Genomic DNA, 13,437 nt, shown 5'->3' with positions numbered 1-13,437 from the left:
ATGAGTACCACAGCTGAAGTTCCCGCTCTCTCGAACTCGGGCGGCAACGTGCCACTGATCGAGCTCAAGGACGTCGGTAAGCAATACGGAAACATCATCGCGCTCAAGGGAATCAACCTGCGCGTCGGTGCGGGTGAAGTGACCGGTGTGCTCGGTGACAACGGCGCAGGCAAGTCCACGCTGATCAAGATCATCGCCGGTCTGCACCAGCAGAGCGAAGGTGAACTACTCGTCGACGGCGAACCGACAACGTTCCACTCGCCTAAAGAAGCGCTTGGCAAAGGCATCGCGACGGTCTATCAGGACCTCGCCGTTGTTGCGTTGATGCCGGTGTGGCGCAACTTCTTCCTCGGGCAGGAACTGCGCAAGGGTGGTCTGATCAAGTCGCTCGACGCCAACGCCATGCGCGCGACGACTCTTTCGGAACTGTCGAAGATGGGCATCGAACTGCCTGACGTCGACGCACCGATCGGTAGTCTCTCGGGCGGTCAGCGTCAGTGTGTTGCCATCGCCCGCGCCATCTTCTTCGGTGCCCGCGTGCTGATTCTCGACGAGCCGACAGCAGCGCTCGGCGTCAAGCAGTCGGGAATGGTGTTGCGCTACATCACCGCTGCCAAGGAACAGGGATTCGGCGTCATCTTCATCACGCACAATCCGCACCACGCGTACATGGTCGGCGATCACTTCGTGCTCCTCAACCGAGGCAGGCAGAAGCTCGACGCCAAGTACGACGACATCTCACTCGAAGAACTGACCAAGGAGATGGCGGGCGGTGACGAGCTCGAGACACTGACCCACGAGCTTCGCCGCTAGATCAAAACCTCGCGACTACAGCCTCGGTTCGAATCGAACCGAGGCTGTAGTCGTTTCGTCAGAGGATGGTCGTCGGCCGAACCCCGAGGCCGGAATGCATGTACGCCTCGTCGATCATCGTCATGTTGGCTACCGCGTCGCCCGGTCCGATCGGCAGCGCCGAGACCCCGGACAGATGATCGGCGAACGCTTCGAGTTGACAGGTGTACGACGACTTCGTGCCCAGATGCTCGATACTCGTGCGCCCATCGACAGTGACGGAGACACGGTCGTCGACGTCCGGCTGGAGGAAGTTGTGCACCAGGACGTCTCCGTTGGTTCCGAAGACCCGGAAAGTGAAGTGGTACTTCTCGTCCAACATCGTTGTCACAACGGATGCCCGCGCTCCGCCGGGATACTCGAGTTCGATGTCGAACCACGAATCGACCCCCGAAGCGTATTCCTCGTGGCGGGTCCCGGTCACCACTGGCGCACCACCACAGACGTCACTCAGCATCCGGGAAGCATGTAACCCGTAGCAGCCCAGGTCCATCAGTGACCCGCCTGCCAAGGCGAGCTCCCACCGCGGGTCGTTCTCGGATGGTTTGGGCATCCGCAGTACGGTTTCCACCCGAGTGACCGCGCCGACTGTGCCGCTCCGAACCACATCCAGCAGGCGCCCGTTCACCGGATGAAAGAGGTAGTGGAACCCCTCGAGCAGCGTCACTCCGCTCACGCGCGCTGCCTCGGCTACAGCACGCGCTTCCACCGCGTTGCTCGAAAACGGTTTCTCCGTCAGCACGTGCTTGCCGGCCTGAACGGCGGCGAGATTCCACGGTCCGTGCAGGCTGTTGGGCAGCGCGTTGTAGACGACGTCCACCTCCGGATCCGAGATCAGCTCGGCGTACGAACCGACCACCCGTTCGACCCCATGCTGGGCCGCATAGGCTCTGGCCCGCTCGGGGCTGCGTGCGGCAACGGCCACCAGGCGGTGCCCGGTGGCCGTTGCAGGTTTGATCATCGCGTTCTCGGCGATGCGTGAGGCTCCCAGAATGCCTATCCGCAGCGGGGTAGGTGTCACAGAACCGACCGCAGATACTCGACGCTCGCTCGCACATCACGCACCGGTCCCTCGTCGGACGGAGCCTCGGTCAGAATGGTGTCCTGCTCGAGCACGTACCATCCGTCGAAACCGTGGCGCTGCAATATGGCTGTGACACCGGCGATGTCGACGTCGCCGCCACCGAGCGGACGGTACATTCCCGCCTTCACGCCGTCGGTGTAGGTGAGCTCACCACTGCGAACGCGTGATGCGAGGGCATCGTCGACGTCCTTGAGATGCACGTGGGTGATGCGCTCGGGAGCTTGACGCGCCAGGTCGACCGGATCGGTGCCGCCGATCAACAGGTGGCCGGTGTCCAGGCACAGTGGGATGGCCGAGCCGTCGAGCACTCGCAGGACCTCGTCGCGCTGCTCGATCATCGTTCCGACGTGAGGGTGGACAACTGCCCTGATTCCACGCTCGGCCGCGGCGTCGGTGAGGCGATCGAGATTGTGTAGCAGGGTTTTCCAACTCTGCTCGTCCAGTTCTGGGCGTGAATCGTAGCCGTCGGAACCCGTCGCGGCGGCCAGAACCAAAACCTCGGCACCTGAGGCGACAAAACCGTCGAGGATGGGGGAGATGCCGGGTACCGGATCATGATCGTCATCGTGCAGCAGTACTGGTGCAAACCCGCCGACTGCGCTCAGGTCGTGATCCGCGAGCACCTTGGCCATCTCGGCAGGTGCTGTCGGCAGAAAGCCCTCCGGTCCGATTTCCGTTGCCGCCAGACCGACTTCGCGCATTTCCCGGAGGACTTGCGCAGGGTCGAGTTGGTAGCCCCAGCCCGGGACTTCGCACACGCCCCAGGAGATCGGTGCGCCGGCGATGCGAGGAGTGCTCATGTGTGTGCCTCATTCTTGTCGTGAAGGAACAGATCTTTGACTTCGGTGATCGTGACGGGCCGACCCTCGCGCAGAGAGTGCGTTGCAGCTTCGGAGATCCAGGCCGACTCGACCGCATCTGTGGGCGTACACGGTGATTCCCGACGCCCGGCGACAACGCCGAGGAATGCTTCGAGTTCCGCACGGTAGGCGGACGTGAAGCGGTCCATGAAGAACGTGTACGGCTCCTGCGAGGGGAACGATGTTCCGGGGTCGAGCGAGCGGAGTGGCAAGCGGTCGTCCAGCCCGGCAACGACGGAGTCCGCCGAGCCGAGTACCTCGAGTCGGCAGTCGTAGCCGCGGCCGTTGTAGCGGGTATTTGACACGACCGCGATGGTTCCGCCTTCGAAAGTGAGAACCGTTGCGGCGGTGTCGACGTCACCGGCATCGGCGATCCCGCGATCACCCTGATTCGAGCCGGTGGCAAAAACCGTGGTGACTTCGCGGCCGCTGACCCACCTGACGATGTCGAAATCGTGGATCGAGCAGTCGCGGAAGATGCCGCCGGAGTGTTCGATGTACGAGATCGGCGGGGGAGCGGGGTCGAGGGTGGTCGATCGGAGAGTGTGGATCCAACCGAGTTCTCCGGATCGAACTGCGTTGTACGCCGCCACAAATGACGGGTCGAATCGGCGCTGAAATCCGATCTGGACTGGTACCGACGTCTGCTCGGCAGTCGCGAGGACACGAACCGAGGATTCGATCGAGTCGGCTACCGGCTTTTCGCAGAACGTCGGGATGTCTCGGCGGACTGCGGCTTCGATCAGGTCGGCGTGCGAACTCGACGACGCGGCGATCAGAACGCCGTCGATGCCTGACGCTAAAAGCGCGTCGGGATCGGCAGCGGACTCCACGTCGAGTTCGCTTGCCACGTCCGAGGTTCGACGTGCGTCGACGTCGGTGACAACCAGTGCGTCGACGCCGTCCGTCGTCAGCAGGTTTCGGGCGTGGTAGCTGCCGATTCGTCCGAGGCCGATGACTCCGATTCGAGCGCCCATCAGTCAAGCCCTCCGAAGACGTTCTGGTCCCAGTCGATGATCGAACCTGTCACGACTCCGCTGCGATCGGAGAGCAGGAAGACGACGAAGTCGGCGATTTCGTCGACCTGTCCGAGCTTGCCCATGGGGAGGGTGCTGCCCGCACGTTCCTGCCAATCGTCACCAGCGTCGTGAAAAGCTCTCTGCGTGAGGTCTTCTCCCTCGGTCTGTGTCCACCCGATGTCGAGACCGTTGATCCGGATACGATCCCAGCGATGCGCATGGGCGGCGTTGCGGGTCAGCCCCGCCAGCCCGGCCTTCGCTGCGACGTACGGCGCGAGATACGGTTGCCCGCCGAGTTCGGACGTGGAGATGATGTTGACGATGGACCCGGGGACCGCACGCTCGCGCATGTCCTTGACGGCTGCCTGCATCGTGAAGAACGGACCGCGAAGGTTCACCGCGATGTGCTGGTCGAAGAGTTCCTCGGTGGTGTCGAGCAGCGTGCCGCGCGAGGTGAGTCCGGCGGAATTGACGAGGGCATCCACACGGCCGAAATGTGAGATCGTCTCGGCCACGCTGGCGAGCGCGGAATCGGTCTGCGCCACATCGGCTTCGATGAAGTGGGTTCCCGGAAGTTCTGCCTCGAGAGCTTTTCCGACGTCCGGGCGTCTGCCAGTGAAAGCCACCTGAGCGCCCTCACGGACTGCGGCGCGTACGACGCCGGCGCCGACGCCTTGCGAGCCGCCACTGACCAGTAAGACGGTGTCGGCGAGGAGTGCGGGCCTGGTTACGCCCGGCGGAGAAGTCATGGGTTTAGTCTGGCTGTGACGAAGACCTCGAGCAACAGCGAAAAACCATCAAATATCCATCATCGTGAGGTAGTTGTGGCGCATCGATTCAAAGTACGGGAGATCGCTCAGCAGTCGGGCCTGAGTGAGGCCACCGTCGACCGGGTGCTCAACGACCGTCCTGGAGTTCGGGAGGGCACACGATCGGAGGTTCGCCAAGCGATCACGGACCTGGAACGTCAACGCTCGCAACTGAAACTGGTCGGTCGCACGTTCATCGTCGACGTCGTGTTGCAAACCCCCGCAAGGTTTTCCGACGCCGTCCGTGACGCGCTCGAGGCTGAACTGCCGACCCTTGCGCCTGCTGTCGTTCGTTCCCGGTTCCACTTTCGTGAAACCGGTTCGGTCGAAGCGATGACGTCGACGCTCGACAAGATTCGCCGACGCGGATCCCACGGAGTCATCGTCAAGGCTCCCGACACTCCGGAAGTCGTGGCGGCGATCGACCGGTTGGTGGCGGCAAAGATTCCGGTCGTCACGTTGGTGACCGATGTTCCCGGTAGCAGGCGAGCCGCCTACATCGGCATCGACAACCGAGCCGCCGGAGCCACCGCCGCGTACTTGATCGATCAGTGGCTGGGGGATCGGGACGGCAACGTGCTGGTCAGCATGAGTAGCGGATTCTTTCGCGGGGAGGAAGAACGGGAGATGGGATTTCGATCCGCCATGCGCGTCGCGGCTCCGCATCGACGGTTGATCGACATTCCGAACAGTGATGGTCTGGATCAGACGAGTAGGAAACTGGTGCGAGTTGCACTCGAATCCGATCCGCAGATCCGTGCCGTGTATTCGATCGGTGGTGGCAACTTGGCCACTGTCGACGCGTTCGAAGAACTGAACCGGGAGTGCAGTGTCTTCATCGCGCACGATCTCGACGGTGACAATCGAAAGCTGCTGGGGGAGAGGCGAATATCAGCGGTGCTCCACCACGATCTGCGGGCGGATGTTCGCACTGCCTGTCAGGTGGTCATGAAAGAACACGGCGCCATGGGCGCTCACTTCGGCTTTACGACGTCACCGGTTCAAGTCGTGACACCGCTCAACATGCCCCCGACATAGCTGTGCGCGGTTAAGGAGTCCGGAGACTCCCTAACCGCGCACAGGGCCGAAGGCCTGACTATCGAGCGAAGAGCAGAGCTCGCTTGACTTCCTGAATTGCCTTTGTCACCTGGATGCCGCGGGGGCATGCGTCGGTGCAGTTGAACGTGGTGCGGCAACGCCACACGCCGTCCTTGTCGTTCAGGATGTCGAGACGCTCGGAAGCGGCCTCGTCACGGCTGTCGAAGATGAACCGGTGTGCGTTGACGATGGCAGCGGGACCGAAGTAGCTGCCGTCGCTCCAGTACACGGGGCACGACGTGGTGCAGCATGCGCAGAGGATGCACTTCGTCGTGTCGTCGAAACGAGCACGGTCGTGCTGGCTCTGGATGCGCTCACGAGTGGGCTCGTTGCCACTGGTGATGAGGAACGGCTTCACGGCGCGGAATGCGTCGAAGAAGGGTTCCATGTCGACAACCAGGTCCTTCTCGACGGGCAGACCCTTGATGGGCTCGACCGTGATGGTGACCGGCTTGCCGTCCTTGGGCAGCATGTCCTTCATCAGCAGCTTGCAGGCCAGACGGTTCACACCGTTGATCCGCATGGCGTCCGATCCACAGACACCGTGTGCGCAGCTGCGACGGAACGTGAGGGTGCCGTCGAGGTAACCCTTCACGTACAGCAGCAGGTTGAGCAGACGGTCGGTGGGCAGTGCCGGGACCTGGAAACTGTCCCAGTGCTGGCCCTCGCCCGATTCGGGGTTCATCCGCGCGATCTTGAGAGTGACCATGACGGCCCCCTCGGGAACAGCGGGGAGTTTGGGTGCATCTACAGCAGGCGCAGACATCAGTACTTACGCTCCATCGGCTCGTAGCGGGTCTGGATCACCGGCTTGTAGTCCAGACGGATGTCGGAGAGCAGGCCGTCACCCTCCTTGTACGCCATCGTGTGCTTCATGTACTCGGCGTCGTTGCGATCCGGGAAGTCCTCACGAGCGTGGCCGCCGCGCGATTCCTTGCGGTTGAGGGCGCCGACGACGGTGACCTCTGCCATTTCGAGGAGGAAGCCCAGCTCGATGGCCTCGAGCAGGTCGCTGTTGTAGCGCTTGCCCTTGTCTTGGACCGTGATGTGGTTGTAGCGCTCCTTGAGAGCACGCACATCCTTGAGTGCCTGGGTGAGGCGCTCTTCGGTGCGGAAGACGGAGGCGTTGTTGTCCATCGACTGCTGCAGCTCGGTGCGGATGTCCGCAACGCGCTCGTGGCCGTGATCGGACAGGATGACGCCGACCCAGTCTTCGACCATCGCAGCCGGGGTTTCCGGCAGGTCGACGAACTCGGTGGAGTTCGCGTACTCGGCGGCAGCGATGCCGGCGCGGCGGCCGAACACGTTGATGTCGAGGAGCGAATTGGTGCCGAGGCGGTTTGCACCGTGCACGGAAACGCAGGCACATTCGCCGGCGGCGTACAGGCCCTTGACGACCTCGTCGTTGTTGCGCAGAACCTCACCGTTGATCTTGGTGGGGATACCGCCCATGACGTAGTGGCACGTCGGGTAGACGGGCACGGGCTCCTTGACGGGGTCCACGCCGAGGTAGGTGCGCGAGAACTCCATGATGTCGGGGAGCTTCTCGTCGAGAACTTCCTCGGGGATGTGCGTCACGTCGATGTAGACGTAGTCCTTGTTCGGGCCGGCGCCGCGGCCTTCCAGAACCTCGAGGACCATCGAACGGGCCACGATGTCACGCGGAGCGAGGTCCTTGATGGTGGGGGCGTAGCGCTCCATGAAGCGCTCACCGTCGGCATTACGGAGAATGCCACCTTCACCACGGACGGCTTCCGAGATCAGGATGCCGAGACCGGCGAGTCCTGTCGGGTGGAACTGGTGGAACTCCATGTCCTCGAGGGGCAGGCCCTTGCGGAAGATGATGCCCATGCCGTCACCGGTGAGGGTGTGCGCGTTGGACGTCGTCTTGTACATACGTCCCGAGCCGCCGGTCGCGAAGATGATCGACTTGGCGTGGAAGATGTGCAGCTCGCCGGTCGAGAGCTCGTAGCAGATGACACCGGTGGCAACCGGGCCGTCCTCGGTCTCGGTGATGGCGATGTCGAGCGCGTAGAACTCGTTGAAGAACTCGACATCGTGCTTGACGCAGTTCTGGTACAGCGTCTGCAGGATCATGTGACCGGTGCGGTCGGCTGCGTAACACGCACGGCGGACGGGTGCCTTGCCGTGGTCACGTGTGTGGCCACCGAATCGACGCTGGTCGATCTTGCCTTCGGGCGTGCGGTTGAACGGCAGACCCATCTTCTCGAGGTCGAGCACCGCGTCGATGGCCTCTTTGGCCATGATCTCGACGGCGTCCTGGTCGGCGAGGTAGTCGCCGCCCTTGACGGTGTCGAAGGTGTGCCACTCCCAGTTGTCTTCCTCCACGTTCGCCAGTGCGGCACACATGCCGCCCTGGGCCGCGCCGGTGTGGCTGCGGGTGGGGTAGAGCTTGGTCAGTACGGCCGTGCGGGCACGGGGGCCAGCTTCGATTGCCGCACGCATGCCTGCGCCGCCGGCGCCGACGATGACCACGTCATAACGATGTTCCTGCATGAAGTCTGTGCTCCCCTAGCTCGCCGAGATATTGGGGTCGAAGGTGAAGATGACGTACGTGCCCAGGCCCATGATCAGGATCATCGAGAGAACGAGGATCGTGGTCAGCCAGAAGCGCGTGGAGTCCTTGCGGGAGTAGTCCGCGATGACCGTGCGCAGGCCGTTACCGCCGTGCAGCTGTGCCAGCCACAACATCGTCAGATCCCAGAACTGCCAGAACGGGCTGGACCAGCGACCTGCGACGAATGCGAAGTTCAGACGGTGAACGCCACCGTCGAGCATCAGCATGATGAACATGTGGCCCAGGACCAGAACGATCAGGGCGACGCCGGAGAAGCGCATGAACAGCCATGCGTACAACTCGAAGTTGTTCCGAGCCTTCGCGCGCGGGGACCGCGGGTTGTCCAGGCTTGCGGGACGGTCGTATGAGGTGCCCAGGCTCTTGGCTTCGGGTCCGTGAGTAGTCGCCATGTCAGTGCTCCGCAAACATGTTGATGAGGATGCGTCCGGCGCCTGGGATCATCACCAGGAACCAGATCGTCAGAATGGTCCAGAGCATGACGCGCTGGTACTTCGGGCCCTTCGACCAGAAGTCCACCAACATCACGCGCACGCCGTTGAGGGCGTGGTAGAGGACTACGCCGACGAGGCCGATCTCCATGAGGCCGACGAGGGGGTTCTTGTACGTGTCGATGACGGCGTCGTACGTATCGGGATTGACCCGAACGAGTGCCGTATCGAGAACGTGTACGAATAGGAAGAAGAAAGTAGCGACGCCTGTGATCCGGTGTAGAACCCAGGACCACATTCCGGGGTCGCCCCGGTAAAGCGACCTCGTGCGCTCCTTCTGAGGAGCGGCTTCAGTCGTAGTACTCATCGAGTGCTGTGCCTCCAACGTCATTGGTGGACGCGTCGAGCCTGCAGAGAGCTTCGATGTACCTCAGCCCGGGCTCGACGGGATCCTGAACCGACTTGACTCAGACTCTAAACCTATGTGAAACCGGGAACTAATCAGATGCGGGATTCGTACGCGTACCAAACTCTTTGTAAGGTTTGCCTTTCCAATCTCACCTAGCCGGTTTCGGCGTGGTTTCTGCATCCATTCAGTCGGCGTGATTGGATAACGAACCATGGGTGACATCGACTGGAAGTTGTTGCGGCACAACGCGCAAGTGGTCATGCGGCAGGCTTATGCACCGTACTCGGGCTATGCAGTGGGTGCAGCTGCCCTGGTAGACGATGGTCGGATCGTCTCAGGATGCAATGTGGAAAATGTCTCATACGGTTTGAGCCTGTGTGCCGAATGTGGACTCGTCGGTAACTTAGCCGCCACCGGGGGCGGGCGGCTGGTTGCCTTCACGTGCTGCGACGCGAAGGGCTCGATTCTGATGCCATGCGGCAGGTGCAGACAGCTTCTTCTCGAGCACGGCGGGGGTGAGATGCTTGTCGACACGAGCAGTGGGTTCAAGCCGCTGAGCGAGCTGTTGCCTGATGCTTTCGGGCCGGAACAAGCAGAGGGGCTCCGCCATGTTTGACGCAGTTTCCATCATCGGCGCCAAGCGTGACGGCCGCGAGTTGTCGGGAACCGAGATCGACTGGATAGTTCAGGCGTTCACTGAGGGGGTCGTCGGCGACGAGCAGATGTCGGCGCTCGCGATGGCGATCTATTTCCGAGGAATGTCACGAGCAGAGACCGGCCGATGGACCGAGGCAATGATCGAATCCGGCGGGAGGATGGACTTTTCGGACTTGCCGCTGCCCACTGTCGACAAGCATTCGACCGGTGGTGTTGGGGACAAGATCACCCTTCCGCTCGCGCCCCTCGTCGCGGCATGTGGTCTTGCAGTCCCGCAGTTGTCGGGACGCGGACTCGGCCACACCGGTGGAACTCTCGACAAGCTCGAGGCCATTCCAGGTTGGCGAGCCGAGCTCACGGCGACGGAGATGGTCGACATACTCGCGGACCCGAAAATCGGCGCGGTGATCTGCGCTGCCGGAGCGAACCTGGCCCCCGCCGACAAGAAGCTCTACGCGCTGCGCGACGTGACGGGAACGGTGGAATCCATTCCGCTGATCGCAAGTTCGATCATGAGCAAGAAGATTGCCGAGGGAACCGGCGCCCTGGTGCTCGACGTCAAAGTCGGTTCCGGAGCGTTCATGAAGGACCTCGGCGACGCGCGAGAGTTGGCACGCACGATGGTCGAGTTGGGCAACGACGCCGGCGTGCGTACAAGTGCTCTCATCACCGGGATGGACACCCCGCTGGGATTGACGGCTGGCAACGCTCTCGAGGTGCGTGAATCCGTCGAGGTGCTGGCAGGCGGCGGGCCGTCCGACGTCGTCGAGCTGACCCTGGTCCTGGCTCGGGAGATGCTGTCCGCGGCTGGGATCGACGGTATCGACCCCGCAGACAGACTGGCCGACGGCACGGCCATGGACCGGTGGCGCGCGATGATCGCCGCACAAGGTGGGGACCCACACGCGACGCTGCCGGTGGCCCGGCACAGCGACGTCGTCACCGCGGACCGAGACGGCGTGCTGACCCGACTCGACGCCATGGCGGTGGGCATCGCGGCCTGGAAGCTCGGAGCCGGACGCGAACGACAGGGCGAAGCCGTTCAGGCCGGTGCCGGCATCGAGATGCACGCGAAGCCCGGCGACGTGGTCCGCGCCGGACAGAAGCTGATGACACTGCACACCGACACTCCCGAGAGATTTGATGCTGCGCGGCGGAGCCTCGGCGGAGGCTGGTCGATCGGGGCCGATTCCGACACCGTTTCGCGACCGTTGCTCATCGAGCGAATTGTGGGTGATTCGCGTTAGCGTTGGCGAATGAACGCACCGGAGTTGACCACGATCCGCAGCGCACCCAAAGTTCTTCTCCACGATCATCTCGACGGAGGACTCCGACCCGAGACTGTCCTCGAACTGGCCGAGCAGTGTGGCTACGACGAGCTGCCGGCGACTACGGCATCCGAACTCGCGCAATGGTTCCGAACTGCCGCTGACAGTGGATCGCTCGAGCTCTACCTCGAAACGTTCGCGCACACGGTCGCGGTGATGCAGACCCCGGAAGGGCTTGCACGGGTAGCGCGTGAATGCGCCGAGGATCTGGCCGACGACAACGTCGTCTATGCCGAAATCCGTTTTGCGCCCGAGCAGCACCTGGAACAAGGCCTGAGTTTGGACGAGGTCGTCGAGCACGTTCTCGAAGGTTTCCGGGCCGGCGAATCCGCTGCCAGGGTCGCGGGACGGGAGATCCGAATCGGGTGTCTTCTCACGGCGATGAGGCATGCCGCCCGGTCGCGGGAGATCGCCGAACTCGCTGTGCGATTCCGGGACCGCGGCGTCGTCGGTTTCGACATCGCCGGTGCCGAGGCCGGTAACCCGCCGAGCCGGCACCTCGACGCCTTCGAATACATGCGTGATGCGAACGCCCACTTCACGATTCACGCGGGGGAGGCATTCGGGTTGCCGTCGATCCACGAAGCCATCGCCTTCTGCGGAGCGGATCGGTTGGGCCACGGCGTGCGGATCGTGGACGACATCGACGTAGCCGGCCAAGGTGGGGCAGAGCTGGGTCGACTTGCGAACTACGTCCGTGACATGCGCATTCCCCTGGAACTGTGCCCGAGTTCGAACGTGCAGACCGGAGCGGTAGCCGCCCTGGCGGACCATCCGTTCGGACTGTTGGCGGACTTGCGCTTCCGCGTGACCGTCAACACTGACAACAGGCTGATGAGCGACACCAGCATGAGCCGGGAAATGGCCGCGTTGGTCGAGACCTTCGGTTACGGCTGGACCGATCTGGAACGCTTCACCATCAACGCGATGAAGTCGGCCTTCATCCCGTTCGACGAGCGACTCGCGTTGATCGACGACGTCATCAAGCCGGGTTACGCCGTGCTCATCGGCTAGCTGACGTGCACCCGACTACTCAGATCGCAGCCGGGCCTCGAACTCACGCTCGAGTTCGCGCCAGGCCTCGGATTCCTTGGTGAACGGCGCACTCGGAGCCATCCGCGACGGATCGGGGTTGAGGAGGTACGAGACGTACCAACCCAGCTCGTTCGACGCGGACAGAGCCTCCTCGGTGGAGTCGTCGTCGGCGAAATCCGCTGCATCGGTGAACAATTCGACGGCAAGTTCCAGTTGCTCGGCATCGACGACGTCCGGGCCCTGGGCGAGGTCGTCGGCGATACCGGGCAGAACGTAGACGTTCTCGTCCGTGACTTCGATTTCGAGTGAACCGTCGACGGCAGCATTCTGAATTTCGCCGTACGTGCTGACCTGCGAGAGATCGTGTTCGTGGTTGTCGGCGAGGTAGCGGGCGAGTGCGCGCTCGCTACGGAAGACGGTGATCAGTCCGTCCTTGCCGAGGAAGATCGCCTGATCGCCCATGTAGCAGCGCAGAGTGTAGAACGTCTCGGCTGAGGTGATGATGCGGATCGGGTCGACACCGACCTCGCCCCAGAAGGTCTCGACTTCGTCTTCCTCCTCGTCGAGGTCGTCTTCGTCGAATTCCTCGTCCTCGCCCTCCTCGGCGACATCGTCGGCGTCGACGGTGTTCTCGGCGGCAGCGAGCAGTTCAGCTTCGGCGACCGCGACGGCAGCTGCGTCGACCTTCGGGGAGGTGACCACCTTGTCGATGGCGTCGAGAACGGCGTCCCAGTCCTTGACGATCGCAGCGCCGACCTGGTCCCACAGCTCCAGGCCTTCGCGACCTTCGAAGGTGCCGGCGCCGGTCGCAAGCGCGCCGAGTACCGGATGGCCGCTGAAGAAGCGGATGACCGCGTCCAGTTCGCACACCTCGCCGATGTTGCGAGCCATGTTCAAGGTGTCTTCGAGTTCCGAGACCGCCAGTGCCTCAGGGTCACCTGCGGCCAGTTCCGGCACGCCGACGAAGTCGAAGGTGAAGTTCTCTTCCGGTTCGAGCTCGGCTGCCGACAGTCCGGAGACGACGGCCCACGCCGGATGCTCGACCAGGTCGTTGTCGGAGTCCGTTCGGATGAAGGCCGCGAGTTCTGCGACGGAGGAGAACCCGTACAGGTCTTCCTCATGGCCGAGGAACGCTTCCCACTCGTCGTCGCCTTCGCGCCAGCGGGGTGCCCACAAAGTGACGAGGTCTCCGTCGGTGAGTCCGATTTCGATAGGGACGATGTCTCCAGCCATGGGCGGAAGCCTATCCACCGCAGAGC

General features: G+C 62.9%; 14 protein-coding genes. 5 read left to right on the top strand and 9 right to left on the bottom strand.

Annotation, left to right across the window (positions count from 1 at the left end; genetic code table 11):
• Positions 1 to 813, top strand: coding sequence for an ATP-binding cassette domain-containing protein (locus tag AC2ETI_RS05325; RefSeq protein WP_007727336.1), 813 nt, complete (start codon positions 1 to 3; stop codon positions 811 to 813).
• 58 nt (positions 814 to 871) lie between these two features.
• On the opposite strand, the gene AC2ETI_RS05320 is transcribed toward AC2ETI_RS05325, so the two are convergent.
• The 4 genes from AC2ETI_RS05320 to AC2ETI_RS05305 are packed head-to-tail and all read right to left on the bottom strand — an operon-like array spanning position 872 to position 4,564.
• Complete coding sequence (locus AC2ETI_RS05320) at positions 872 to 1,873, bottom strand: Gfo/Idh/MocA family protein (RefSeq protein ID WP_483633631.1); 1,002 nt, start codon at positions 1,871 to 1,873, stop codon at positions 872 to 874.
• Complete coding sequence (locus tag AC2ETI_RS05315) at positions 1,870 to 2,736, bottom strand: TIM barrel protein (RefSeq protein ID WP_029254998.1); 867 nt, start codon at positions 2,734 to 2,736, stop codon at positions 1,870 to 1,872. The genes AC2ETI_RS05320 and AC2ETI_RS05315 overlap by 4 nt, the downstream gene beginning before the upstream one ends.
• Entirely contained in the window at positions 2,733 to 3,773 is a 1,041-nt protein-coding gene (locus AC2ETI_RS05310) for a Gfo/Idh/MocA family protein (RefSeq protein WP_070386858.1), read from the bottom strand. The genes AC2ETI_RS05315 and AC2ETI_RS05310 overlap by 4 nt, the downstream gene beginning before the upstream one ends.
• Entirely contained in the window at positions 3,773 to 4,564 is a 792-nt protein-coding gene (locus AC2ETI_RS05305) for an SDR family oxidoreductase (protein WP_097387562.1), read from the bottom strand. The genes AC2ETI_RS05310 and AC2ETI_RS05305 overlap by 1 nt, the downstream gene beginning before the upstream one ends.
• A 75-nt stretch (positions 4,565 to 4,639) precedes the next feature.
• Between AC2ETI_RS05305 and AC2ETI_RS05300 the strand changes: the two genes are divergently transcribed.
• Positions 4,640 to 5,662 carry a LacI family DNA-binding transcriptional regulator gene (locus AC2ETI_RS05300; protein WP_097387561.1) on the top strand — a complete coding sequence of 341 codons (1,023 nt, stop codon included), beginning with the start codon at positions 4,640 to 4,642 and terminating at the stop codon, positions 5,660 to 5,662.
• Positions 5,663 to 5,720: 58 nt separating this feature from the next.
• On the opposite strand, the gene AC2ETI_RS05295 is transcribed toward AC2ETI_RS05300, so the two are convergent.
• The 4 genes from AC2ETI_RS05295 to sdhC are packed head-to-tail and all read right to left on the bottom strand — an operon-like array spanning position 5,721 to position 9,116.
• Positions 5,721 to 6,488: a succinate dehydrogenase iron-sulfur subunit gene (locus AC2ETI_RS05295; protein WP_003940925.1), complete on the bottom strand. Its 768-nt coding sequence runs from the start codon at positions 6,486 to 6,488 to the stop codon at positions 5,721 to 5,723.
• Positions 6,488 to 8,239 carry a succinate dehydrogenase flavoprotein subunit gene (sdhA, locus tag AC2ETI_RS05290; RefSeq protein ID WP_019747692.1) on the bottom strand — a complete coding sequence of 584 codons (1,752 nt, stop codon included), beginning with the start codon at positions 8,237 to 8,239 and terminating at the stop codon, positions 6,488 to 6,490. The genes AC2ETI_RS05295 and sdhA overlap by 1 nt, the downstream gene beginning before the upstream one ends.
• Before the next feature lie 15 nt (positions 8,240 to 8,254).
• Entirely contained in the window at positions 8,255 to 8,710 is a 456-nt protein-coding gene (locus AC2ETI_RS05285; RefSeq protein ID WP_003940699.1) for a succinate dehydrogenase hydrophobic membrane anchor subunit, read from the bottom strand.
• Between the two features lies 1 nt (position 8,711).
• The gene (gene sdhC / locus AC2ETI_RS05280) at positions 8,712 to 9,116 is read right to left on the bottom strand and encodes a succinate dehydrogenase, cytochrome b556 subunit (RefSeq protein WP_020969155.1); all 405 of its coding nucleotides are present in this window, start codon (positions 9,114 to 9,116) and stop codon (positions 8,712 to 8,714) included.
• A gap of 253 nt (positions 9,117 to 9,369) precedes the next feature.
• Between sdhC and AC2ETI_RS05275 the strand changes: the two genes are divergently transcribed.
• From AC2ETI_RS05275 to AC2ETI_RS05265, 3 genes are read left to right on the top strand one after another with little or no spacing between them, the layout of a single operon-like run.
• Positions 9,370 to 9,774 carry a cytidine deaminase gene (locus AC2ETI_RS05275; RefSeq protein ID WP_019747693.1) on the top strand — a complete coding sequence of 135 codons (405 nt, stop codon included), beginning with the start codon at positions 9,370 to 9,372 and terminating at the stop codon, positions 9,772 to 9,774.
• On the top strand, positions 9,767 to 11,062 hold the full coding sequence (locus AC2ETI_RS05270; protein ID WP_019747694.1) for a thymidine phosphorylase: 1,296 nt from the start codon (positions 9,767 to 9,769) through the stop codon (positions 11,060 to 11,062). The genes AC2ETI_RS05275 and AC2ETI_RS05270 overlap by 8 nt, the downstream gene beginning before the upstream one ends.
• A gap of 9 nt (positions 11,063 to 11,071) precedes the next feature.
• Positions 11,072 to 12,157 (top strand): adenosine deaminase, encoded by a 1,086-nt coding sequence (locus tag AC2ETI_RS05265; protein WP_020969157.1) that lies wholly within the window; start codon positions 11,072 to 11,074, stop codon positions 12,155 to 12,157.
• A 15-nt stretch (positions 12,158 to 12,172) separates the two neighbouring features.
• Here the strand turns inward: AC2ETI_RS05265 and AC2ETI_RS05260 are convergent, their stop codons facing one another.
• A complete protein-coding gene (locus AC2ETI_RS05260; protein ID WP_020969158.1) occupies positions 12,173 to 13,411 on the bottom strand; it encodes a hypothetical protein in 1,239 nt (412 codons plus the stop codon).
• Positions 13,412 to 13,437: the final 26 nt, after the last annotated feature.

It is taken from the genome of Rhodococcus sp. MurmanLake-1 (assembly GCF_056945715.1).
The sequence above is the reverse complement of the archived record's forward strand: the minus strand, read 5'-3'. Positions and strand labels throughout refer to the sequence as shown.